Origin of the sequence: Paenibacillus sp. ACRSA (genome assembly GCF_022346845.1) — a bacterium.
Lineage (GTDB): Bacteria > Bacillota > Bacilli > Paenibacillales > Paenibacillaceae > Paenibacillus.
Genome location: NZ_JAKRNP010000020.1, coordinates 24,858 through 48,376, shown reverse-complemented (window position 1 = coordinate 48,376; position 23,519 = coordinate 24,858). Strand labels below are relative to the sequence as shown.

Below are 23,519 nucleotides of genomic sequence, written 5' to 3'. Positions count from 1 at the left end.
AGTTTATATCATATGAAATTGATTCAATATGAATCTATATTACCTCAAAAAAACCAGCTTGCAAGCACACTCACTGACGCTTCACTTCAACAGTGGCAGAGAAGAATGTCGCTCCATTCCCCATATCAGACAGACGATTGGACGTCAGCTTATTGACGCGCTGTTTCTTCCCTTCGTCATCCCACCACAAGCCTTGGCTAATGACCGTTCCTGGGAGCATCGCTTCGGTAATTTTCGCTGTAAGCTCAATCTGTCCACGTTCGTTCCACACGAGCACCGTGTCGCCCTCTTCCACGTTTCGACGTACGGCATCCTCTGGATGAATCTGTAGCATAGGCATTTTCTCCAGACGTTGATGCTTCTGCGTATTCGCAAATGACGAGTTCAAGAAGTTATGATTCGGCGGAGATACAAACATCAGCGGATATTCATCTGTAACACTGGCAGGTCGCTCTCCATCATAACCTTCCAAGGACGTGCGGTACGTAGGTAGGGCTGGTAATCCACGCTGCTCCATCGTTTCGGAGTACAATTCAATCTTCCCAGATGGCGTTGGCAATCGATCCAAGTAAGAATCATAGGGCGTCATATCCAGCTTCACAAACCGCTGTTCCTTAAGGGCCTCCAGCGTTACCCCGTTCATATACGGGTTATCTGTATTCTGGAGTGCTGCCTCAATCATCTGTTCTGGCGTCTCGCCAAAGATCTCAGAATCATACCCCATCGCCTGTCCAAGTAAGGAGAACAACTCAACATTGCTCTTACTCTCCCCGATCGGTGCGATGACAGGTTCCTGCAATTGTACGTACTGATGCCAGTAGGACGTGTATAGGTCTGTTGCTTCAAATGAAGACTTCGCAGGCAGCACAATATCTGCGTATTTGGCCGTATCCGTCATAAATAGATCGTGTACAACCGTGAATAAATCTTCTCTTGCAAAACCTCGCTCCACCCGCTCGGAATCCGGTGCAACAACCAGTGGGTTGCTGCAATACACTAACATCGCTCGGATTGGCTGATCTGCTTCGAGCAGCGCTTCACCAATCCGGTTCATGTTTACTACTCGCGGCTCTGGATTATGCCGCAGATCTGGACGCTCCAATGCATCGCTATTGGTGCTCGCATAGCTATTCGTGCGCACGGCACCGCCGCCGCGCTGCAACCAGTGGCCTGTGATCGCAGGCAGACAAGATATGCTGCGCACACTCATACCACCATGATCATGATGCTGGAGGCCATTGCCGATATGAATATGCGCTGCGTTCGCCTTGCCGTACAGTTCAGCCAGCTTCACGATGTCAGCTTCCGGCACGCCAGTAATGCGTGCCACACGCTCTGGGGTATAACTTTGAACATGATCACGTAGTGCGTCATGTCCTACGGTATACTTTTGCATAAAGGCTTCGTTCGCCATCCCACGTTCAAACAACACATGCATGACTCCCAGTGCTAGCGCACTGTCTGTACCCGGGTAGAGCGGGATAAACCAATCTCCCCATTGAGCGGTACGGTTGCGGTGTACGTCGATCACGACGATCTGAGCGCCCTTCTTACGAGCTTTCTCTGCGAGTACAACCTGATGCATATTCGTGCTGACAATGTTACCTCCCCATACGATGATGAGATCCGCATGCTCGGTATCCTCTGGGATTGTCCCTTGATTAGCGCCCATTGTATATTTCCAGCCGGTATTGCCCGCCGCATTACAGATTGTCTGCTCCAGCATGCTCGCTCCAAGTGCGTTGAAGAAACGTCGATCCATGCCGTCAACTCCGAGAATGCCCATATTGCCATAGAAGCTGTATGGCAGAATGCTCTCTGATCCGTACGCCTCCGCAATGGAACTGAATTTGGACGTAATCTCGCCAATCGCTTCGTCCCAGCTGATCTGTTCGAACTTGCCTTCACCCTTGGCGCCAACCCGTCTCATCGGATATTGAAGCCGCTCAGGGTGATATACACGCTCGGTCATATTTCTAACTTTGTTACAAATGGCGCCCTTGGTGATTGGATGATCGGGGTTTCCCACAACCTTTACAATTTTTCCGTTCTCTTTATGTAACAGCAGACCGCATGTATCCGGGCAATCGAGTGGACAAACTGCCGGAAATACACCATTCTCCTGATTAATCATGTTGAAGTTCCTCCCCTGTAAAAGCTATCTCTCTATCATATCTTCTCTGGTGCGTTACCGTAAAGAGAACAGTTCATTTTCACATTTACACAAGACGCCATTTTTTTGCAAAAAAAGTTTTTTGCTTTTGATTCATTCTCCAGATTCAGGGGTAAATAAAAAACAAGGCATTAGGCTAGTGTTTCCCCACTTCCTCCTCATGCCATATCATGGACCACTCCCGAAATTCGCCATGAACAGGTTTCGTTCCCCCGAACCTTGTCATGGCGAATTTATTTTGTCTATTTATATATTATATAGAACTAAACTAATGATTATTTACAACTGTCACTTCGATGACAAAATAATCTTAACTCTGCCCCACTGACAGAAATAAACATGAAAAAACGATCTTGTTTTCGCTCTGCCACGGGGGTGCTCACCGTGATTTAGAACGAGACAAGATCGTCTGCGCTGTCATACTCCCTTGATATAATCGTTACGCCTGCTTGCTCAGCATCGGTCTAGCTTCAGGCTCGGTTGCCATTTTTAACTCCGGCTTCACTTCGGACTCGCTTTGACGAAGGTACACCATATAGTAAGCTGCTGCGACAAACAGAGCACCACCCGTCAGATTACCAAGCCATACCGGTATGAAGTTCATGATGTATTGTGCCCACGAATAATGCCCTTCGAAGATTGCCGCAGGAATTAAGAACATATTCGCTACAACGTGCTGGAAGCCGATCGCAACAAAGGCCATCGTAGGAAACCAAATGCCGAGCACTTTACCACTCATCGTATCTGCTGCGTAGCACAACCACACCGCCAGAGCGACCAACCAGTTGCAACCAATACCGGAGATGAAGGCTTGCAAGAATCCGTCATGCAGCTTATGTCCCGCCATATCCACGACCTTCGCTAGATATACGCCCTCACTCGTTAGCCCTAACACATGACCAAACGCATAAGCCACGAAGATTGCTCCTAGAAAGTTTCCAATCGTCACTAAAGTCAGGTTCTTGAACATGCTTCCCACCGATAATTTACGTGCGATTGTAGCTAGAGGTACCGCCATCATATTGCCAGTTAGTAGCTCTCCGCCACCAATAAGCACAAGAATAAGACCTAATGGGAAGACAGACGCACCAATTAGGTTCACTAGGCTCCCCCACTCTGCCGGAGCAGAGGCAATCACCCGTATATTCAGCAGAAATCCTAGAGATATAAAAGCCCCTGCCATGAAACCAAGGATAAGTACAGATGAAACAGGATTGTGAGCCTTCTTAATCCCGCTCTGCACCGTGTATTGTGCAACCTCAAGAGGTGATTTGACCGCCATCGCCATTCTCTCCTTTGCTTCTCATATTGAATGGATCGTTCTTCAGTTCATGCCTGAGTTTTTATAGCTTCACTGTCTGATCTAATTGTATCTTGGCTGAAGATAAAACTTTGTGCAAATAATCACAAACATTAGATGCATTTTTATTTATTGATCCGTTTTCTAACTGATTATCACTTCAAAAAGAAAAATCAGTTTATTCGTTTTTCCATATCATGTATAATTATAGTTAAATGAAACATTGTTTCACATAATGAAACAAAAGGGTGATCGATATGAAAGCTATCCTTGTAGAAGAGTTTGGTTCAACCGAAAATATGAGATATGTAGATGTTGAAATTCCTTCGATTGGATCAAAGCAAGTCTTAATCCGCGTAATGGCGACCAGTGTTAATTTTGCAGATGTTAAAGCGAGGTACGGCAACAAAGGACAAGGGAAAATTCCGTTCATTCCAGGACTTGAAGCATCAGGTATTATTGAACAAGTTGGCGACGAAGTAGCATCATTAGCCGTAGGTCAACGAGTAATGGCGTTCCCTCACCATGGTTCGTATGCAGAGTATATTGTGGCAGATGAGAATCTAACTTTTGCCATTCCTGACTCTATTCCTTTTGACGTTGCAGGTTCATGTGGTATTGTCTCCTTTTTGTCCTATAAACTGCTTGCTGACGTAGCTAATATACAAGATCAAGATCAGGTTCTTATTCATTCTGCCTCTGGAGGAGTAGGAACAACAGCTATTCAAGTCGCCAGAGCATTAGGTGCCAAAACGATTATTGGTACGGTAGGTAACGAATCCAAGATTCCCGTGGCTTTAGAGGCTGGAGCAGATCATGTCATCTGTTATACTCATGAGAATTTTACACAGAGAGTGAATGACATGACGAATGGGACGGGTGCCAATATTATATTAGATTCCATTGGTGGTGAGATAACGGAGCAGAGCATGAACTGCTTATCTCGATATGGACGCTTAGTTGTATTCGGGAATTCAAGTGGGAAGTATGCACAACTTCAGGCAAGTGAACTTCATTCAAGTTGTCGCTCCGTCCTCGGATTTAGCTTAGGAACAACAAGAAAAGAGCGGCCACAGGTATTAAAGGATACTTCATTACAAGTATTCCGCATGTTAGAGCGTGGGCAGATTAAGTTGAATATAAGTCAAAAGTTACCCTTGAAAGATGCTCCATTAGCCCATCAATTCATTGAAAGCAGGAACAGCACTGGAAAGATTGTGTTATACACTGAACATTCATAAGCAGTACTTGGATCTACGTATAATTCGTTTATTTCCAGCTAATTAGAGAAAATACTCTTCTCTTAGAACAAGCAAAAAGCCAGCGATTACTCGCCAGCCTTTTGGTTTGATTAGTACCTTTGATTAATACCTGATTTACCTTTTATTCACTCACTAATTCGAGCTTACTTACACCAACGCTGGTGCTTTCACTTCAATTGGAGGTAGAGCTTGCAATCCAGCTGTGTTCAAGAAGTTCCACGGTTTATTGTAATGTGGCTGGAAGAAGAAGTCGATGAACGCGAGCTCATCTACCGTCATGTTGTTCTGGATGCAGACCGAGATGGTATTGATCGATTGTGTCAGATCCACTTGGGACATCACTTGTGCACCAACAATGCGGCGAGTTGCTTGTTCATAGACCACTTTGAGCAGCAGCTTCTCAGCTGTTGGCATGAACTCCGGACGGTAGCTATCCTCCAACACGACAGCCTCAACCATCAAGCCTTCATCTGCTGCAGATGTTTCCGTCATACCTGTACCTGCAATGTTTTGATCGTAAATTTTGATACCCGATGTACCTTGTGTACCCATATACGGTGTTGTAGGACGAACCAAGTTACGCGCTACGAGAGTTCCCATCCGTACAGCATTGGTTGCCAGTGGGATGTAAGATGCTTTACCTGTTGGGTTGTAATGAATCGCACAGCTATCGCCTGCGGCGAAGACGTCCTTCTGACTCGTTTGCATATATTTATCTACAATGATAGCGCCGTTCGGCAGCATATCCACTTGACCTTTGAGCAGCTCCGTATTCGGGCGGAAACCGATGCATAGGATAACGAGATCCGTTTCAAATTCACCTTTGGATGTAATAACTTTGCTCACTTTGCCATTCTCACCGGTAAATTTCTGTACCGTCTGACCCAATGCCAGCTTAATACCGCGGCTAGTCAGCGTGTCTTCGATGGCATCTGTAAATTCAGGATCAAGGTATTTGTTCAAAATACGATCCACGCTATCAATCAAGGTAACTTCTTTACCGTTCATTTGGAAAGCTTCGACCAGCTCAACACCAATGTAACCTGCACCTACAACCGTGATGCGTTTGGCATCTTTGGCTTTTTCGATAATGGTATTGGAGTGGTTATAGTTTTTGCAGAGCAGGATGTTATCCATCTCAATACCTTCCAGCTTCGGAATAACCGGCCATGATCCTGTAGTGACAATGAGCTTATCGAAAGTATCTTCGAATTCTTCCCCCGTTTGCAGGTTTTTAGCCTGAAGTTTGTGATTAGCCGTATCAACGGCTGTAACTTCATGCAGCATTTTGGTTACAACGCCCAGATCAGCAAGCTGATTGGGGGACGAGTAGAACAGTCCATCTGGATCTTTCACCACGCCACCAACATATAGCGCAATACCACAAGATAAGAAGGAGATGTTGTCATTGCGCTCGTACACGGTGATCGTTGCGTCTGGATACAATTTGGCGGTGTTAACAATAGCTGCGGTTCCTGCGTGTGTACATCCGATAACTGCGATTTTCATTTAAAATTCCTCCTTGAGTGTATGAAAAATTGTAGGATTTATAACGTTAATTAAGTTGTGAAATATTTCACTACTTTGTCGATACTGTCCATGTGATTTATTTCACTTTATACACTCATTATAATGTGATCTTTTTCACATTGCAATAGGTTTCTGAAAAAAAATTTCTAAATGCAGTTTAACTCGGCTGGCCTGCTATTGATATGATCCCTCGACCTGGGTACTGGCTATGCATGTATTGCATGGCTTCACGACGTTATTTTCCCCTGAAAACAAGCCCTTTATGCTCCGATATGATGATCTGCATTGCTTCAAATGAACACACAAAATGGGTTAGTTCAAACCCTACTTTAACGTAAATCAAGAGAAATAATCCCATTATTTTCAATAATATAAGGTAAATGGGTTGATTTTCATATTGGTAAGCGCTTACAATATAGATTATGATCCTTTATTTGGATTTTATTTAGTACAAATACCAAAATTACAGGAGGCGTTCATTTGAAGAAACATTCAGTGCCTGCCACACTCAAATTGGTTCCCGTCGCACTTGCCGTTGCCATGATGACAGCCGGAGTAGCTGTACCTTACGGTGCTTCTGCTGCTTCCACTGCCCCTGCTGCTGCTGATTCTCCACCCGTAACAATCAAAACCGAAGTTCTGTCCTCCAAAGCTTCAGCAGGTGTAGATGTCTCCTCTCTGCTTCAGAAGTTTAGGGATTTCAGTAATTTTGCCACTGGTGATCTAGCCAAGGACACAGCCTATGCACTCAATATCGTCTCATGGCAGATGCCGCACGGCGGATTCTACAAAGACATGGAAGAGCAATATGCAGCACCTTGGGATGGCGTGACAGCACGCTCTGGCTGGAAGGACCCAAATGGCACTGAACTCGGGACGTTTGACAATGATGCTACAACATCAGAGATCCGTTTCCTGGCTGATATGTATAGCAAAACAGGAAATTCCGTCTTTAAGGACAGCGTCCGTAAAGCCGTCGGCTTTATCCTGACCTCTCAATATCCGTCTGGAGGATGGCCGCAGGTATATCCTAAACGGAGCAACTACTCTGACGCAGTGACTTATAATGACAATGCTATGGTACAGACAATGCTACTAATTGACGATATCGTGGAACGGAGACAGGGGTTCAACAACGATATTCTTAGTAACAGTGACCGCAATAAGCTAAAGACCGCTCTGGACAAGGGTATCGATTATACCCTTAAAGCACAGATTATCAATAACGGTCAGCCTACCGTTTGGGGTGCACAGCATGATCCTGTGACCTATGCTCCTGTAGCAGGTAGAGCGTATGAGTTAGCCTCCAAGTCGGGATCTGAATCAGTAGCCATAACGGCTTTTCTCATGTCCAGACCTCAGACTCCGGAGATCGAGCGAGCAGCCAAGGCAGCGTTGCGCTGGTTTGATACGGTTCGGGAAAACGGAACCAAATATAATCGGCAAGGCCCTGTTTATTTTGAACCGGATGCGGGGAGCGTGATCTGGTACCGCTTCTATAACGTAGATGAAGATGTGCCTTTCTATGCGGATCGGGATGGATTGAAGTATATGAACATTCTGGACATCAGTGAAGAACGGCGACACGGGTATTCCTGGGCAGGAAGCTACGCGCGTAATCTGTTGAAGCTTGCTTCGGATGCCGGGTACTATCCTCTGAGCACACCTTTGCCTGGATCATAAAGCATATGCCGCCAGCCATCTTGCGTAATCGAAAGCGAACTTTTTGAACGACCTCTTACAATCGAAGTTCACAAAGTTCGCTTTTCAGTACCAAGAAGATGGGATAAAGCTAGAAATGGAGTAGCGGAGCGTAGGCAAGACTACGTGAGCAACGGACATTTCGGCTGAATTCCATATTCGCTGCTGATGATGCCACCAGGCATCTTGCGTAATCAAAAGCGGACTTTTTGAACAAACTCTTACAAATGACAAAGGAGCTTGGTCTATTGATAAAGACCAGGCTCCTTGTATCATGTATTAACCGAGCAGCTTCTCGATCTCTGCTGTCATAGCTTCTGGAGATTCTTTAGGTTCATAACGACCTACAACTTCGCCTTCACGATTCACCAAGAACTTCGTGAAGTTCCACTGGATTGTGTTATCCTCACCATCACCTGGTTGCTGTTCACGAAGGTACTGGAACAAAGGATGAGCATCTTCGCCGTTAACATCGACTTTGGCAAACACAGGGAAGTTAACCCCATAGTTTACTTGGCAGAAAGACTCAGCTTCTTCACTCGTGCCTGGCTCTTGTCCACCGAACTGATTACAAGGGAAGCCCAATACAACCAGACCCTGATCGCGATAACGATCATATAACTTCTGCAATTCGCCGTATTGTGGAGTCAGTCCACATTTGCTGGCTGTGTTGGCAATCACCAATACTTTACCTTGATACAGATCCAGAGGTGCTTCCTGATTAGCAGTAGTTAACGCTTTATACGAATATACGGACATGACTGATTCCTCCCATGATTGATGTTGTTTTGGTTCTAGGCTCAAGCTATCTTAACCAGAACGACGGTGCGCTCTTGATTAGCCTGTCTTACTATTATAAGCATGAACCGTGTAATTACCAAATATCCTCAGCACCCTACCTGTCTATAGCTCACTCGCTTTCCATTAGACTCTCCGCGATGTACAGCGTAGTGTATTACATCCTGTGGCGCCACTAGCCAATTCCTATACAAAAAAAAGCCACATGCAATACTGCACATGGCTTCATTCTATAATGTATGACCTTCTATGAACGATCCTCAATAATTGATCTTCGTGATTAACTTCCCGTTGCCTGATGAACACGTTGTTCTGTACGTTCTCCGGCATGAACCATCGCACTGTTGAACACCCGTGGATCTGATGTCGTAGATTGTTGTTGACGCTCCCCTGCAAGAGCATAAGGCAAGCAGAGAGGTACACCAGAACGTGGGTCAATAACGATATCCGCTTCAATGTTGAATACTTCACGGAGTACATCGGAGTTCATAACTTCTACAGGCGAGCCTGTAGCGATTGCTTTACCCTTCTTGATTCCGATCATATGATGCGCATAACGTGAAGCATGGTTCAAGTCATGGACAACCATAACAATGGTGCGGTTAGCTGTCGCATTAAGCTGTTCCAACAACTGTAACACCTCAAGCTGGTGAGCCATATCGAGGAACGTTGTCGGCTCGTCCAAGAAGAGAATATCTGTTTCTTGCGCAAGTGCCATAGCGATCCAAGCACGTTGACGCTGTCCACCAGACAGTTGATCAATTGGACGGTCATGGAACTCTGTCATGCCTGTTACATTAATCGCCCATTCAATCATGCGCTTATCTTCAGCACGCATTGAACCAAAACCTTTTTGGTAAGGGAATCGTCCATAAGACACCAGTTCCGTTACTGTGAGTCCTTCCGGAGCTGTAGGATTCTGTGGCAAGATCGCGAGTTGCTTCGCTACTTCACGCGTGGATTGCTTATGAATGGACTTTCCGTCGAGCAGAACGTTACCAGCCTTAGGATTCATGATCCGAGCCATCGTTTTCAGGATCGTAGACTTTCCTGAGCCATTTGCTCCAACAAGTGCTGTTATTTTCCCTTGGGGAATCTGGATATTCAGATCCTCAACAATTAGTCTTTCCTCATATGCGATATCCAGCTTAGACGTCTCCAGACGAAACATTCGATCATCCCTCTCTCATTTATCCCGGTGATACCCCGGCTATCGACAACGAAAACGAAATTGTAATTCTGATTATTTCCGGCGCAAAATATCTTCTATACTAAAGATACTGATAATCATTATCATTTGTCAACAGGTAATCGAAATTTAATCTATTTTTTCTAAGCTGAATCGACACATTTTAGCTACTAACTTCAGTTATTGCCTCTTAAATACCTTCGAGAATGTGAGAGCTTTTCTCAGCACAAGCGCAACTTGACGCGTCAATTTCCAGACAAAACCATCCCCATCATCAATATGCTCTTTTGCTCCATTTATGCAGAAACTCAAAGGCCAGAAGCTCAATCACATCCACATTCATATTACAGCATTCATCGTAGGACAATATGCAATTTTCAATCCGATAGTATCTCGTGGAGATATAAGATCATTCTTTTCTTATCATCAAATCCAGTTTCCTCTGACTCGAAGTCCGCTTCTACTACCACCTGAATCTCATCCATAGGGATGTCTCGAAGCTGTTCCTGAGTCAGTTGAATCTGATACTCTTTCGTATACCACTCGTTAGCCTTTAGGACGGTTGTAACTCCAAGGGCGATAGAGCTTCTAGGTGGAAGAATGGATTCCCCATCATGATGTAGATCAACATCGAACAGTCCAACCCCTTGAAAGATTTCATGTTCAGTCTGCTCTCCAACATACTTGATGCTGGGACGAAAATGGATAAGCTGCTCCCCCTCAGAAGTCGCCACAAGCTGCAACACATAATTCCCCACTTGCCTTGTTGCTGTAAGTGATCCATCTTGCTTCTCCATCTGATCCGGTGGGTCTGAGATTGGATCCCCCGCATTAGAACATCCCACTACGACACAACACATCAGTATGATTGCAAGCCAAACTTTCATAATATGCCCCCTATGTCATCTAATTTTATTCTATAAACCTCTACATTCTAGACAGCCAAAACCATCCAAATGTTACATGAAAATGAATTAATGTTCAAAAAAAAATGACCCCGGTAAACCAATACCGAGGTCATTTAATATGAGTGAATTGCATGACACGAATCACTTTAGATATACATAAGTTCATTACATTCAATACGTGAAACGAATGAAGACTGTATTTCTAAGCTTCCGGTTGTAACGATAGCTCAATCACAGTGGTTCCACTTTGGATACTGACGATGTTTGCTGGATCCATATCAGCAGGGAGTGAGACTTGTTTACCGAAAGGATATAAGCGATCTGCCGCCTCCACGGTAAGTGGTTCTGTCACAGCGGAACCTTCTTCTCCAGCCATCGTAGAGTTTGAAGATCCCGATGGCGTTGTCCCTGCTCCATCTGAGGAAGACTCGTTCGTCGATTCCGTAGAATCGGAGGTTGTAGGCGAATCAGAACCCTGACTTCCATCGTTACTGGATTGGGTGCCATCGATTGTGTCAGTAGAGGTACTTTCCGAACTCCCATCAGAGCTATCCCCCGAATTACCTTCTGCCGCACCCTGTGATTCACTGTCAGCTGAATCTACCGCATCTGGTTCCTCATTCCGGTTGAAGCTCTCCCATTCACTTGTGGCGTCCTCCAGTTCAACTACGGTGCCATCCGCCAGCTTCAATTGCAGCTTATCCGTCTGTAATGCATCGCGGTCTGCTTCATTTCGGAAGCGAATGACGAGTTGTGGCGCAGTCGCTGTGCCGTTCTCTTCGGTTGCAGGTACAATGTATGCCATCTGATCAGCTAATGAAACTTCTGGTTCAGCAGGGATCGCTGGGTCTTGAACCGGTGTAGGTGAAGTTGCAGGTGGTTCTGCATTATTCCCCATTAAAGCGTACGTTCCTCCGGCAATGCCGAGAATCAGAATGACCACGAATGACCCTAGAAAAACATTTTTCCTCTTCCCGGTCAATAAACGTACCAGAGATGAAGATAACTCCGACTTCGCCCGGTCATAGGTTGGCTTCATGGTCTTACTTGCTCTAGCATAATATGGCTTAAAGGCTGACTTCGATTTGAAGGCTTCACGATCATGCGCCTTGAAGTACGCTACGATCGCATCGGAGTATGGCTTGCTCGCTTGAGACCCTCGGACAAACAGCCGTTGATTGCCCGACCATTCCAGAAACGGGTACAGACCTCGCTCACTGCCTGCTGTGCTCCGAACAAACTCAATCAGACCTGCATAGTCCAGCTTAGCGCCACTACCTCCACGATAAAACGCGAGAGGCAAGGCTGCGAATGCATCCTGATCAGGACGTTCTCTAAGCTCATCGGCAAGCCAGCGTCTGGTCCAACGCTGGAGCTCATTACGCTCTGTAAGGGAGAGGGCTTCCAGATCCTCTTCATCACGACCTTCACCACTGAGCCAGGCTCTCGCGGCCAGCATCATGTTCGTGCGTGCGGATACATCTGAGCCCTGACGTGCAGCCCAATCCCGAACCTCACGATCATGCTGCAAAATATCAATGCTTAACAGTTGTGCCCGGCCCACTCGCTCTAAGTCAAGATCCTGGATCATGAAGAGATTAATGACGTAGGCGAGCTTATCTGCCAAGCGGGTTAATTGCTCTTGATATGACAAGGCTGCCGCGTCAGCTCCAGATTTACGTTCTGGACGAGCAACGACCTCGGATTGACCGACCTGTCCCGTAATTCCCGTGTCTACAGGGTCTTCCATAGAAGTCGAGACACGATCCAATACACTCACTCGACTGAGTGCTTCATTGGCGGATTGCACCGGATTCGGTGCAGAGCATAGCCGCTCACGGAGCTCTATGGCTGTACGTTCCAGCAAAAAAGCATTATGGATCGACGACGGATGGGATAGCACCCAATTTTCAATGACGTCCACCACATTTGACGCTAACTCTGTATGTTTTAATTGACTGTCTAGATAAGGCTCAAATAACAGCTTGGTCAATGATTCATTCGTTAACACCTTACCAAAAAATGCACGATTCAGCACAGCATTCCGATCCAGCAAACTGTATAATTCTTGAACCGCCCGCATACGTTTCTGTGTGCGCGCATTGTTGATCGCATAGATGAAATAATCTACGATTCGGGATTGAACCACTGGCGCGGCTACGGTGAAATACTCACCGATTTGAGCTGCAACTGGCTCTTCAGGCACATTTTCACGTTTAACATTGTTTAGTTCCCGACTAAGCAGCGTCAGGAATAGCTCATTCAGACGAGCGCGGCGCTGGATTGCTCCTTCGGGTTTCAGATATGTAAGAAGCCCACTTAGCACACCACTTTTGTTATTAAGGTATAGGTCTTCATGTCCTTGTTCAAGCCGGTAAAATAGAGATAACTCCCCGTACGCTTCAACCGAAAGCTCACGTCCAGGCTCCATGCCTGATAGCATCTCGTCGGCAAAAGAATAAAACGGCGTAGCCGCCTTCGGATCATGCAGCAATGACCATGCAAAATCCATATAAGGAAGATTTGCCACTGCTGCATCTACGTGGGTTACTCTGCCTGACATGAGATCAAACGTAAAGTCCTTCTCCGTATTACGATCTTTGGGACGAAGTGTGCCTCTCTCTACGAACTGAAGGTGAATGCCTTTCTTCGCCTGTGGCTCCTTGGCAAACGTCATGAACCCCAGCTGTCTCCGGAAGGCGTAAGGTAGTGCCGTATAGAGCAGACGAAGCAACTCCTTCGCCCCTGCTGTGACTTGCTCTGCGGGCAGATCCAATGCGATATACACTTTACGGCGTGTCGTGACAGCCTGCATCACTGCATAGAGCAACCGCTTGAACAATATCTCGTTCAGTTTTAACCCAGCCAGAATCTCGGCAGGCGCGACTGAAGGGACTTCAGATCCCTGCCCAGCTTCCCTCTCCCTTGCGGAAACACCCGGTAATTCAGACAGCGCAGGCAGCACTGTGCCTTGCTCGATGTCATAGGACGTAGCAAACGCCGCATTCAGCCAATCGCCTGTTCTCATCAGCTCTTCCGAACGCTCAGGAGACAATACATAGTTATGAGCGAAGAAGGCACTACGAAGCCCAGTAAAGTCCGCCGCTTGGTACACATTCTGTCCTAGGATCGTCTCTCCACTCTCCAGATGCAGTAGATGTATTGCTGCTGGGAACTTGGTCTCGTCCTTCTCGCTCCGGCCAGTTAGCTCCGCAGGAGCATCATAGACACAGTACGGATGAAGTACTTTTTTGATAAAAGAAGGTTCCAGTCCCGGTGATGCTGCGACCGTATCGAAGCCTTCCGTTGTGCGAAATACCCCTCGCCGCTCACGGGTATACATCTGTTGTTCAATCGGCGGGGTCATGGAAGACTGCATCATCCCACTCTCCCCTCAATATACTTCAGCTTGTAGAGCAGCCATAGGAATGGCTCGTCCACGCGGATTGGGCTAACAACCCCTTGTAGCTTCATATCTACAGGATTGCTTCCTAGTGCGGACACAGCGAAGTATGCCGTATCTTTGAAATAGACATCCATTGTGCCTTTGAACGGACGGTCTACCTTCTCAATAAACCGACGAATCTCTCCATCGATATTCTCAAACTCCGTCAAATCAAACCAGTCGCGGTGTACCATGTTACGGAACACGTTGCTATTGGATTTGATGTAATCGCCATCCTCATCCTTCAGGGAATGCAGCATGTCACTTTTGGTCAGCACAACGGCTGTTGGAATATTTGTTTTTGCCTTATCCTGATAAGCGATAAAGTCACCGAACAATGTCAGTACTACGTCGCGCGGCTCATCATATCTTGGTGTCCACTCACCCGGCTCATTGCCGAGGTTAATCCGGATCTTATCCCGAATGGAGCGAATCTGAAGTGGATCAACCATAAACAGAATGCCTGCTGAATTTTTGATATGCTGTCCGTGAAGTCCCAGATAATCCTGCTCCACCATACCCTCACCAGCCACGTCAAAAAACACCAGTGTCAGTGGAGCTTTATCTTCGTCCTTGAACACAAATTGGAAAATAAACGGCTCCTGCAACTTCTCCTTCTGCGTTGAATCCAGCAGATCCCCCCGCTCAAACAACGGCTCTTCATAATCCGCACGGAATCTACGGCTAATCTCTGCATTCAGCGGCATACAAGCAGCATCAAAATGGTCGGCTGTGTAATGCTGTAACGTATGGATGAGCGATGTCATGTACACCGATTTACCCACCTGGGAAGCCCCAATAATGGATATGATGTTGCTTGGTGCCTTACCTGCTGTAACAGGTAGCTCATTATGACAATGCGGGCACAGTCTACGGCGGGTGACAACACCATACCGATCATTCAACCCCATCACAATGTTGTCTGAATAAATGCGATGCTCCTCTGGTACGTCATGCGGGGCAAGCACGGCCTCCATATCAAACACCGTATCAAGCCCAAACCGTTCACGGTAGCGATTCAGCTTCGCATCTTCCCCCAATGCGTAGTCTTCATCGTCGTCTCGGTGATGAGCTGCCCGGAATACAACCTCTTCAGGTGAGAATTTACTGAAACAATAGGGACATACAATATCGTAAAATAGCGGCCGTTCTTCTGGCTGCTGTCTTTTCAAAAAACGACTAAAAAAACTCATAGCCACTCCCCTCCCCTAATTGAAAGTCAACCTATTCATTAATCCGATATTAGCCGGTACACCTTTCCATACTTGGGGCCGTCCGTGAAGAATAGCCTAACGTAATCATCCTTCGCAACCTCAACGGGCGGCATCTCATTTCTTCCAGGTGCAAAATCATTTACAAATGGATACACCGTACCATCTTCCTTATTAAGTGGAACACTCCCCTTTTTACGAACATAACAGAGAGCCTCCTTCGGAACGGGTGCTTCGGTCGTAACGGTCATAAATACACTTTTTCTTTTCTGAAAAAAACCACTTTTATATCGAACGGAAAATCGAATATCCGCCTTGCCTGCACTCGCCATTACCGTGTTCTCACCGTTCGACTGACGGAGCAGTACTGGCTCGGCGTCATCCATCCTACAAATATAAACCGTATAACGGATCGCTCCAAAACCTGTTATCCGATCCACGTATCCGTTGCTTGCTTTGTATTCCTCACGCGTATAGAGCTTCAATTTACCTTGCGCATGTGCATCGCCGCTGTTCTCTTTGCCCAGCATCGCAACCTCCAGCCGTTCAACATACACAGCCTCGACACCCTCTGGCCAGAGCCAGCGAAGCGTACACATGCCTTCGTCCACCGCAAGTGTCAGTTTGCGAATTGTGGGCGCCGAAGGATCTGCATCCGTAAATTGCATGTTCCTAAGACCTCCCGATGTTTAAAATCCTTTGCTTCGTTTGTCTCTTGCGCGCCCTCCGAACCCTTCTGCCGAATCGTTCCCTTTTCTGGCATCGCGACGGCCACGATTGCTCCGTGGTGTGTTCTCTTTCATCGGAATAATCCATGTAAACAGGGTCAATACGGAAGCCAGCAAGAGCATTGCGCCAAGCCTTACAAATGCATCTCCGACAGGCGATCCATCCAGTCCCCATTCCAGAAGGAGACCCGCTAACAGACCTGAGACTGCTCCACCAATGCCGAAGCTGAGCGCCAGATGGCGATTATCGAATACCAGTCCAAGTGATACACCCAGCGCTACCCCAATCAACAGTAGGGCAGCTACGCGGAAAATAGCCAGATACGTGCTATGCTCCATCATGCCAGTACGTTCCGTAACTAGTGTTCGTTCATCAATCGTATCGTAAATCTGCTGGAATGCCAGGTTAAGTCCACCTGCATCCGGCACATCATAATAGAGACCACCTGTCTGCCCAGCGATGCTGCGCAATAGATCTGTACCCGAAGGGTCGACCAAGCTGAGTCCCACCGTGTTGACCGGAATCTGTTCATTCACATATTCCGATAGAATGCCAGACGTATCGACCTCACTCATACCGTCAGATAACAATATCGCAACGGTACCACGCTTCGGATCTTGTTTGCCCTTAATCTGCTCCATTGCTTCTTTCAACGCTGCATCAAAGTTCGTTCCACCTGAGGTCGTCACGATGCTATCGATTTTATCATATACCTCATTCTTAGCAGCTTCATTATCCAGTGCAATGAACGGCTGCAACAGTTCTGGCTCATCCGCAAATGTAATTACGGCTACCTGCTTATCGCTCTCCATCTGACTAATCAGTGTCTTGGCTGCCTCAAAGCGGCCATTATTCGGATCGGTCTCTGTCATGCTACCTGAATTGTCAATCATGAGCACGATATCCTTAACCTGCTTCACACCGCCTGGATTGATCTGATACAGCAGTTGTACCACTAGCCCCACCACGAATAAGAGTACGAGTGTTGCCGGGACAAGTAATTTCCAAGACAAGCTCAGATATCGCAGTTTCCATGAAGCACCGTTAAGCTTTGGTGAGATCATCTCAGCGAGCAGGCAGAATAGACCCACACTTAGTGCAACAACACCGAAATATAATCCCATCAGCAACAGACGCGGCATCTCTCCAAGCCACTGATGCAGCATGATTTCCCCTGCCGCAAAACCTACTGCTCCGCCAATGAGGCTGAACAGTACCAGGAGAAGATTGATTTTTCGCTGCATGTTCACATGCATCCTTTCTACACCAGCCCTTAATGAGGCTGAATTAATACAAGCGTGAGTGATAACGAAGGCTGGCTACCGCACGGGAGACAGTTTGTCCGCAAGACCTTCAGGATGCAGCTCATATCCGTTATCTGTATAGGAATCGTAATATACCTTGGCATTACGATAGACCATCAGATCTTCGAGATGGAAGCCTCCCATAAGATTCAATTTCTCTACGCCGCTGCTTCGCTCTTCATACACGACACCAAGCTTGTAGATTCGTGAAGTTTCCTCGGCATGTGCCGCGTAGTCCATAAAGGCACTATCATGGTCACCAAAGAAATATTTTTCTTCATACCGATGTTCCTGCGTATAATCGAACACCCTAACCCGAACAACAGCCTGATCCTCTAACGTGCGATATAATCGACGGAACAGATCATCACGAGTCAACACATTTTTATCCCCATACGTAATCGTGACATTGGCACGTTGTAATAGCTCTTCTTCGAAAGGGACACGCAACGGTTCGGCAGTCAGTAACAATGCATGACATACGTCCATAAGACGCTCCATTACACGCTCCTTACCCTGCGTAGCCAGATGGTTCATATCGCCCATATAGCGGTCTTCAAACCATACGGCCCGTCCACGCTTGGCTTCCAGATCCGTAATCAGATCTTCTGTCACTTTGCCGTAGTATTCCATGACATTTTGTCCAATGTACTCATCCGCTGCAGCTATGCTCTCCTCGGCTGTCTCGCGCAATGTTTGTTCCAGTTCCTCAAGGGACTGGGTGATGCCTCGACTAAAAGCGTGAAGTTGCTCCATTTCCGTATCGTAGATGCGCAGCAATTGCAGTTCATTTTCGATCCGTAATAGCTCCACCTTCGGTACATACACTCGCTCAAGGATACAATCAATCACGTTGCGTACATTTTGTTTATCACGGAATAAGGCTCTTTTGAACGGTTGATCCTGCACCTGCTCCTGTAGTCGCTGCTCAAGTACAGCTCGTGCCGACTCAAGCTGCATGGATTTGTCCCGAATCAATCCAAGCAAGCCTTCCCGCACACTTCCCATTCCATGATTACTCCAAGCCGCCCATTGGAAGTAACCTATCTCCGGGTGCTCACCACGAGCTTGTTCAGCCTGCTGACGAAGAGTGCCTTCGGTACTCCGCTGACGTACACGTTCTTCTACCTTACGTGCCACATTATCGCGGAAGTACGCCTCAGCTCCATGACCGAACAGCGCTCTCTCCGCTTCACGTAGCGATAGCGGCTTGAGATCAGCGTAGCTGACGTTATGGGTCATGATGCCGCTCATACCACTGACCAGATCCTCACCTGGTAATAGCCCATCAATCTTACGTTCTATCGTCATCGGATCAAGGCCGAAGAATGAAAGCTTGTCCTTGATGCCCCAATCCTCCGGTTCCTTCCGCATCTGTTCAAGCAGATGCCGGTAGAAGTGATACAGCACAGCAAGCGCTATAGGCTTGTTGGGACGCCTGATCTCAGCATAACCTGCGCTGGCATACCCATGCTGATCTGAGGTGGTGCGAATGTTATTTTTGAATGAGGTATTGTTGTAGGTGTTCGCTCCTGTGCTCGAAATGGTGCCGGCAGCACCCATATCCTGTTTACGGTTCTTGAGCAGACAGATGCGGCAGATGATCTCGGCATTCTCTATCCACCCGCCAGATACCCCTGTACCCCGTTCATTCTTATCTGACAAAATATACACCAGGTCAAACAGCGGCGAAGCGGGATGTGTGACCGGAATGGAGATGCCATCTTCAGTCACGAGCAGACGACCGCTAAAGGTATAGTCCAAGCCCTGCATATAATCAAGCTCTCGCAAAAAGGCCAGTCCTGCTGCGCTTGCATATCCGTATGAGTTCACTTGCTCCATTTCACTAACCAGAACATGCAGATCTGTCTGCACGGATTTGAAAGATTGAGCCAGTATCGTTTCCGTCAATTTCGTAAGCTCAGGCAAAAGCACATTCAATGGATCATCCGCTCTAGTTACAACCGTCACATAGATGCGGTCAAACGAAGAATACAGTCGCCCGTATTCAGCGATTCGGTTACTCACCCGCCGTAATGTACGATTCAGACCCGCAAGTGCCTGATCTGAATCGTGAAACTGATGGTATATGTCTTTGCGCAATGTTTTGGATGATTCAGAATGTCCCGTAGACAGCGGTAAAATATGACGAGCCACCTGACTTTCCTCAGATCGTTCGCCCCTACGCTCCTCTTGTTGATCCAAGTCCTCTGTTCCAACCTGTACATAGACCACGCCATCCCCGTTATCCCACTTCGTTCGGTTAATCTCACGGACAACAGGTAATGCTGGTGCAACCAAGTCACCCACGAACAAGAACAAGGCAGGGTAATGGATGCTGCTGCGACCATCACCCAGACTGCCCTGACGTTCCTGCTCCGCCGTATATGATGCCGCGAATTGCTCCAAACTGTGCTTCATCCCGGCAGCCATCTTACTTCAACCTTCTGCGAATGTCGTTTAGCTTGGACGACATCGTTCTGTAGAACTGATAGATATCCTCACCATTCGCCAGTTCGACACGTTCGTATTCCAGACGATCACGGGACTCCATGAACAGTGCAGCAAGTTCATCCAGTTTCGCAAGGAGCGGAGCAATATCCTCCGAAGCGGTCAGATCGTTATCGCGGCGTGAAGCTTTGCGAAGCAAGGTGTTCCGATCCTTTTCAGACAATCCACGGAAGTTGCCAAATACCTCATATTCAGCAAAATTACGACTCTTCATTAGATTGGCGAACGGCTCCCATGCATCTTCCTCGGGATCACGATCATAGACATACAGTGCACCCTTCTTCACAATTGTGTCCGTATAGAGGGCTTCAATGAAGCGATCATACCACTGCTCTTCATCCTGATGCTGCGCAAGAATACCTTCAAGCTCAGATACTTTCACTGAGATTGCATTCATCTTCGCCAGTTCCTCGCGTACACGCGCAATCAGTTGTGGAGAACGCACCAGGTTTTCTTTCGCCATATCTTCATTAATACTTCCGAAAATATCCTTCACGCTGACCCGTGGCAATCCTTCGGATTGCAGACGTTTCAGTTCAATGACTGCCCGTTTCACTTCACCAAGGTTCGGTGTAGTTGATGTCAGACGCATGTCGTAGCTGCCTAACTTCGCGGATAGATCAAACGGCTCTGTCGTTACTACCGCGTAACGGTTGCTTGTGTTCTCATCCATCGTCTTCGCAATAATGATGTTGTACCCGATCGCTTGCTCGAATTCGGAACGAACACGGGCGTTATACTGCTTCACGCGGCTGTTCTCATACACATCGCCCCATGATTTCTCTGGGATTGGGGATGGAAGATACGTCCAGTTATTTCTCTCCGTCTGCACAAGGTGGCGGCCAATCCCCTCTTTGTCGAGAATCGTACGCTCATAACTTTCTTCATATACTTTCAGCGGTGTATACACGAAGAGCGGCACACCGTTACGTGTGTTCAACCAGAAGATTCGGTTACGAACCTCGCTCTCCTTAACCGTAAAGTGAGACTTTCCTACCGCATTGTTCTGATAATTGCGAATTCCTTTGAGAATACCCGGTGCCTGTGTCGGGACAGATACGAATCCCCATGATGGGAAATGAAGGCTACCCGTGCTATTGCTCAGGTTAAATACGGGCACCGCTTCATCATCCAGTTTACCTGCGATGTGCCGTTCTACGAACTTCTCAACAGACTCATCCTGACCATACTTGATCACGAGGAAATCTTCCATTGAACGGGTAATCAGATCGCCGAACTTCTCGGTCAAGAAGTCTGAGATGGAACTCACCACGTCAATCTCGTTCTCCTTCACCCACTGGTTGGAGTTTTCCAACAGTTCACGCGAGAAGTCACGGATCAAGTCATCCGTATCACGCTTATCTAACAATCCATCCACGACGCTGACGATATCCGGTACACTTACCACGTTCCAATAATACGTCTTGTTGCCTTTGTGATCTGCCTGTTCTTCCCCGCGGGTCAGAATATCTCCGTTCTTGGAGAAAATCGAGCTGAGTGCATTCAATGTCTCACTAAATACGTTATAGATGCGGCTGTTCTCTTGGTTGAGCAGCTCGTACAGATCCTCATAGAACTCAATCATCTGTTCGTTCCGCTCTACATCAGCATGCAGCCAGTACTCATGAATTTTAGCTTCAATATAAGCATTCTTTTTCTTCTCTTTAGAGACGAAGGCGCTCTTCGCATCACCGAGCTTCTCTTCAGACTGTTCTTGGGCAGCCTCAATATCGCGTGGAATGCGGAAAGCATTCTCCCGTAAAGTCTCAATGTACGATTGGATCATCTTGAGAATACAGAAGCCTTTCTCCGTATAGATGAGACGAGAAACATAGAATGGCCCCTGCTCTGGATGCAGGAACATCCGGCGAATCTGTTCGGTGAATTGCCCTGCAATCTCACCCGGATGCTGTTTCTTCGCTTTGATATATTCTTCACGTGCACGCGCTAGGAAGTTCTGTTCCAGCTCTGTGTCCATGTTCACCACTTGGGATTTCACGACATTGTTGTAGGACAGACGTTCACTGTTCTGATAACCTGGGAGCGGCTCCGGCACGCGGGATTCGAATGCCTTCACTACACTTTCGAGATCAATGCCTAACTTACGGGCGAATTTCTCGGTATCTTCCTGATTCGGTGCTTTGGAGAACATCGTGCTCATCTTATCGAACATCCGGTAAGCCAGATATGTCGTCATTTCTTCAATCGGCAGTACAGCCGAGGATGCACCGATGATGTTGTAATCATAGTTCGCCGGATATACCTTGTTCATCTGTGCAATGTTGGTACGAATGTTGCTGATGTAGTCATGGATCGCGAACTCTTCACCCGACTGCTTCTCTTCACTCGCCATGAAGTTGGTGATATTCTCTGCCGTAACATTCATACAGTAATCGTACGCATTCTCCAGCAGTTTACCTTCCGTGTTCGTGGCTGAGATCAAGTGACATAGGTTAAACGGTGGCAATGGCGAATTAACGGTCAGGATATTACCGTACTTCTGCGTAAAGCGTTCACCGCGGCTGTCCACGTTCATCCAGTAGTCCAGCTCTTTAAGTGCAGCATAACCGTTCTTGCGGATATACTCCCGTGTATGCTCACTCAAGCTTTTGTTGGACAAGTTCACGTCTGGCGTGAACAGGTAGCCCAGTGTATTGACCCGGTCAATCCCTGCTGAGCCATGATCACGTTCGATGATGCCACGCACAATATAGGAAATATCGAGGAAACACCCACTACCAGTACCCCCGGACAGACCTGTAAGTAGGAATACCATCAATTTCTTATTCGTACCTACGGAAAGTGTCTTAATCTTCTTATCGATCGCTTGCACCACTTGGTTGATCTTCGTGAATAACAACAGACGCCCTGCCTGACGAACGCCTGCAGCTCCGTTCATGCCATCCGTAATGCTCAGTTCTGGCGAGAGCCAGTCCGTGATATAAGGCTCCAGTACACTGCGGTTCTGCAGCAATCCACCAATCTCGGCATTGGACAGTAACACAAATTCATTAATCGGGTCTAGACCGATTCCTTTGTATCTTTTCGCACGATCCTGTTCGTTCGTTTCGAATGCGAGAAACTCGACGTTGTCTGGTTTCTCCATTTTCTTCTTCGACACTGGATCTTGTGGCAGCTTGAAGCGACGATTAATCTGATACTTGAGACGAAGTAATGCATCGATCCCTGTTCCCCCAAGACCAATAATCAACATCGGGTTATCGATGGTATCAACCCTGATTTTTTCGCTGACAATTCCTCCGCCAAGCGATACATCCAGTTGCTGAATATGTTCTCTAACAATCGGTTTCATTCCATGTCCTCCCTTTGGTAAACATAATTACACTCGCAACTCCGATGATAGAATAACCTTCCGATCGCTGTTATCCCCAGATTCTTTGATTCCATTTTACCAAGGTGAAAATCTGGGGATAGCGTATGCTTCCGAAGTAGCTTTC

The 23,519-nt window shown here is 47.1% G+C and carries 14 protein-coding genes; 2 read left to right on the top strand and 12 right to left on the bottom strand.

The features are described from left to right. Positions 1-70: 70 nt before the first annotated feature. Together MH215_RS27455 and MH215_RS27450 are read right to left on the bottom strand one after the other, a co-directional pair. The gene (locus MH215_RS27455) at positions 71-2,134 is read right to left on the bottom strand and encodes a molybdopterin-containing oxidoreductase family protein (RefSeq protein WP_239294112.1); all 2,064 of its coding nucleotides are present in this window, start codon (positions 2,132-2,134) and stop codon (positions 71-73) included. Positions 2,135-2,612: 478 nt separating this feature from the next. Further along, a complete protein-coding gene (locus MH215_RS27450; protein WP_239294111.1) occupies positions 2,613-3,455 on the bottom strand; it encodes a formate/nitrite transporter family protein in 843 nt (280 codons plus the stop codon). A 275-nt stretch (positions 3,456-3,730) separates the two neighbouring features. On the opposite strand from MH215_RS27450, the gene MH215_RS27445 reads away from it, so the two are divergent. Then, positions 3,731-4,714, top strand: a complete 984-nt coding sequence (locus MH215_RS27445) for a quinone oxidoreductase family protein (RefSeq protein ID WP_239294110.1) — start codon at positions 3,731-3,733, stop codon at positions 4,712-4,714. A 168-nt stretch (positions 4,715-4,882) separates the two neighbouring features. On the opposite strand, the gene MH215_RS27440 is transcribed toward MH215_RS27445, so the two are convergent. Next, positions 4,883-6,244: an FAD-dependent oxidoreductase gene (locus MH215_RS27440; RefSeq protein ID WP_239294109.1), complete on the bottom strand. Its 1,362-nt coding sequence runs from the start codon at positions 6,242-6,244 to the stop codon at positions 4,883-4,885. A 501-nt stretch (positions 6,245-6,745) separates the two neighbouring features. On the opposite strand from MH215_RS27440, the gene pelA reads away from it, so the two are divergent. Then, complete coding sequence (pelA, locus tag MH215_RS27435; RefSeq protein WP_239294108.1) at positions 6,746-7,948, top strand: pectate lyase; 1,203 nt, start codon at positions 6,746-6,748, stop codon at positions 7,946-7,948. A 297-nt stretch (positions 7,949-8,245) separates the two neighbouring features. On the opposite strand, the gene MH215_RS27430 is transcribed toward pelA, so the two are convergent. From MH215_RS27430 to MH215_RS27390, 9 genes are all read right to left on the bottom strand, one after another. Beyond that, entirely contained in the window at positions 8,246-8,725 is a 480-nt protein-coding gene (locus MH215_RS27430) for a glutathione peroxidase (protein WP_239294107.1), read from the bottom strand. 319 nt (positions 8,726-9,044) lie between these two features. Further along, positions 9,045-9,935 (bottom strand): ABC transporter ATP-binding protein, encoded by an 891-nt coding sequence (locus MH215_RS27425; RefSeq protein WP_239294106.1) that lies wholly within the window; start codon positions 9,933-9,935, stop codon positions 9,045-9,047. 395 nt (positions 9,936-10,330) lie between these two features. Further along, positions 10,331-10,840 (bottom strand): hypothetical protein, encoded by a 510-nt coding sequence (locus MH215_RS27420; protein ID WP_239294105.1) that lies wholly within the window; start codon positions 10,838-10,840, stop codon positions 10,331-10,333. A 223-nt stretch (positions 10,841-11,063) separates the two neighbouring features. Next, positions 11,064-14,243: a GAP1-N2 domain-containing protein gene (locus MH215_RS27415; protein ID WP_239294104.1), complete on the bottom strand. Its 3,180-nt coding sequence runs from the start codon at positions 14,241-14,243 to the stop codon at positions 11,064-11,066. Then, complete coding sequence (locus MH215_RS27410) at positions 14,240-15,499, bottom strand: TRAFAC clade GTPase domain-containing protein (RefSeq protein WP_128103867.1); 1,260 nt, start codon at positions 15,497-15,499, stop codon at positions 14,240-14,242. Before MH215_RS27410 ends, MH215_RS27415 begins: the two co-directional genes overlap by 4 nt. Positions 15,500-15,537: 38 nt before the next feature. After that, complete coding sequence (locus MH215_RS27405) at positions 15,538-16,185, bottom strand: beta-mannanase (protein ID WP_239294103.1); 648 nt, start codon at positions 16,183-16,185, stop codon at positions 15,538-15,540. A 21-nt stretch (positions 16,186-16,206) separates the two neighbouring features. Continuing rightward, positions 16,207-17,490: a vWA domain-containing protein gene (locus tag MH215_RS27400; protein ID WP_239294102.1), complete on the bottom strand. Its 1,284-nt coding sequence runs from the start codon at positions 17,488-17,490 to the stop codon at positions 16,207-16,209. A 75-nt stretch (positions 17,491-17,565) separates the two neighbouring features. After that, the gene (locus MH215_RS27395) at positions 17,566-19,983 is read right to left on the bottom strand and encodes a transcription initiation factor TFIID (RefSeq protein WP_239294101.1); all 2,418 of its coding nucleotides are present in this window, start codon (positions 19,981-19,983) and stop codon (positions 17,566-17,568) included. A gap of 1 nt (position 19,984) precedes the next feature. Beyond that, complete coding sequence (locus MH215_RS27390; protein WP_239294100.1) at positions 19,985-23,374, bottom strand: tubulin-like doman-containing protein; 3,390 nt, start codon at positions 23,372-23,374, stop codon at positions 19,985-19,987. Between the last annotated feature and the right edge of the window lie 145 nt (positions 23,375-23,519).

What these genes read in the sequence shown, in the direction of transcription:
- MH215_RS27445 (WP_239294110.1), top strand. Translation starts at nt 3,731, where the DNA reads ATGAAAGCTATCCTTGTAGAAGAGTTTGGTTCAACCGAAAATATGAGA.
- MH215_RS27405 (WP_239294103.1), bottom strand. Translation starts at nt 16,185, where the DNA reads ATGCAATTTACGGATGCAGATCCTTCGGCGCCCACAATTCGCAAACTG.
- MH215_RS27415 (WP_239294104.1), bottom strand. Translation starts at nt 14,243, where the DNA reads ATGATGCAGTCTTCCATGACCCCGCCGATTGAACAACAGATGTATACC.
- MH215_RS27420 (WP_239294105.1), bottom strand. Translation starts at nt 10,840, where the DNA reads ATGAAAGTTTGGCTTGCAATCATACTGATGTGTTGTGTCGTAGTGGGA.
- MH215_RS27410 (WP_128103867.1), bottom strand. Translation starts at nt 15,499, where the DNA reads ATGAGTTTTTTTAGTCGTTTTTTGAAAAGACAGCAGCCAGAAGAACGG.
- MH215_RS27430 (WP_239294107.1), bottom strand. Translation starts at nt 8,725, where the DNA reads ATGTCCGTATATTCGTATAAAGCGTTAACTACTGCTAATCAGGAAGCA.
- MH215_RS27390 (WP_239294100.1), bottom strand. Translation starts at nt 23,374, where the DNA reads ATGAAACCGATTGTTAGAGAACATATTCAGCAACTGGATGTATCGCTT.
- MH215_RS27455 (WP_239294112.1), bottom strand. Translation starts at nt 2,134, where the DNA reads ATGATTAATCAGGAGAATGGTGTATTTCCGGCAGTTTGTCCACTCGAT.
- MH215_RS27440 (WP_239294109.1), bottom strand. Translation starts at nt 6,244, where the DNA reads ATGAAAATCGCAGTTATCGGATGTACACACGCAGGAACCGCAGCTATT.
- MH215_RS27400 (WP_239294102.1), bottom strand. Translation starts at nt 17,490, where the DNA reads ATGCAGCGAAAAATCAATCTTCTCCTGGTACTGTTCAGCCTCATTGGC.
- MH215_RS27450 (WP_239294111.1), bottom strand. Translation starts at nt 3,455, where the DNA reads ATGGCGGTCAAATCACCTCTTGAGGTTGCACAATACACGGTGCAGAGC.
- MH215_RS27395 (WP_239294101.1), bottom strand. Translation starts at nt 19,983, where the DNA reads ATGGCTGCCGGGATGAAGCACAGTTTGGAGCAATTCGCGGCATCATAT.
- MH215_RS27425 (WP_239294106.1), bottom strand. Translation starts at nt 9,935, where the DNA reads ATGTTTCGTCTGGAGACGTCTAAGCTGGATATCGCATATGAGGAAAGA.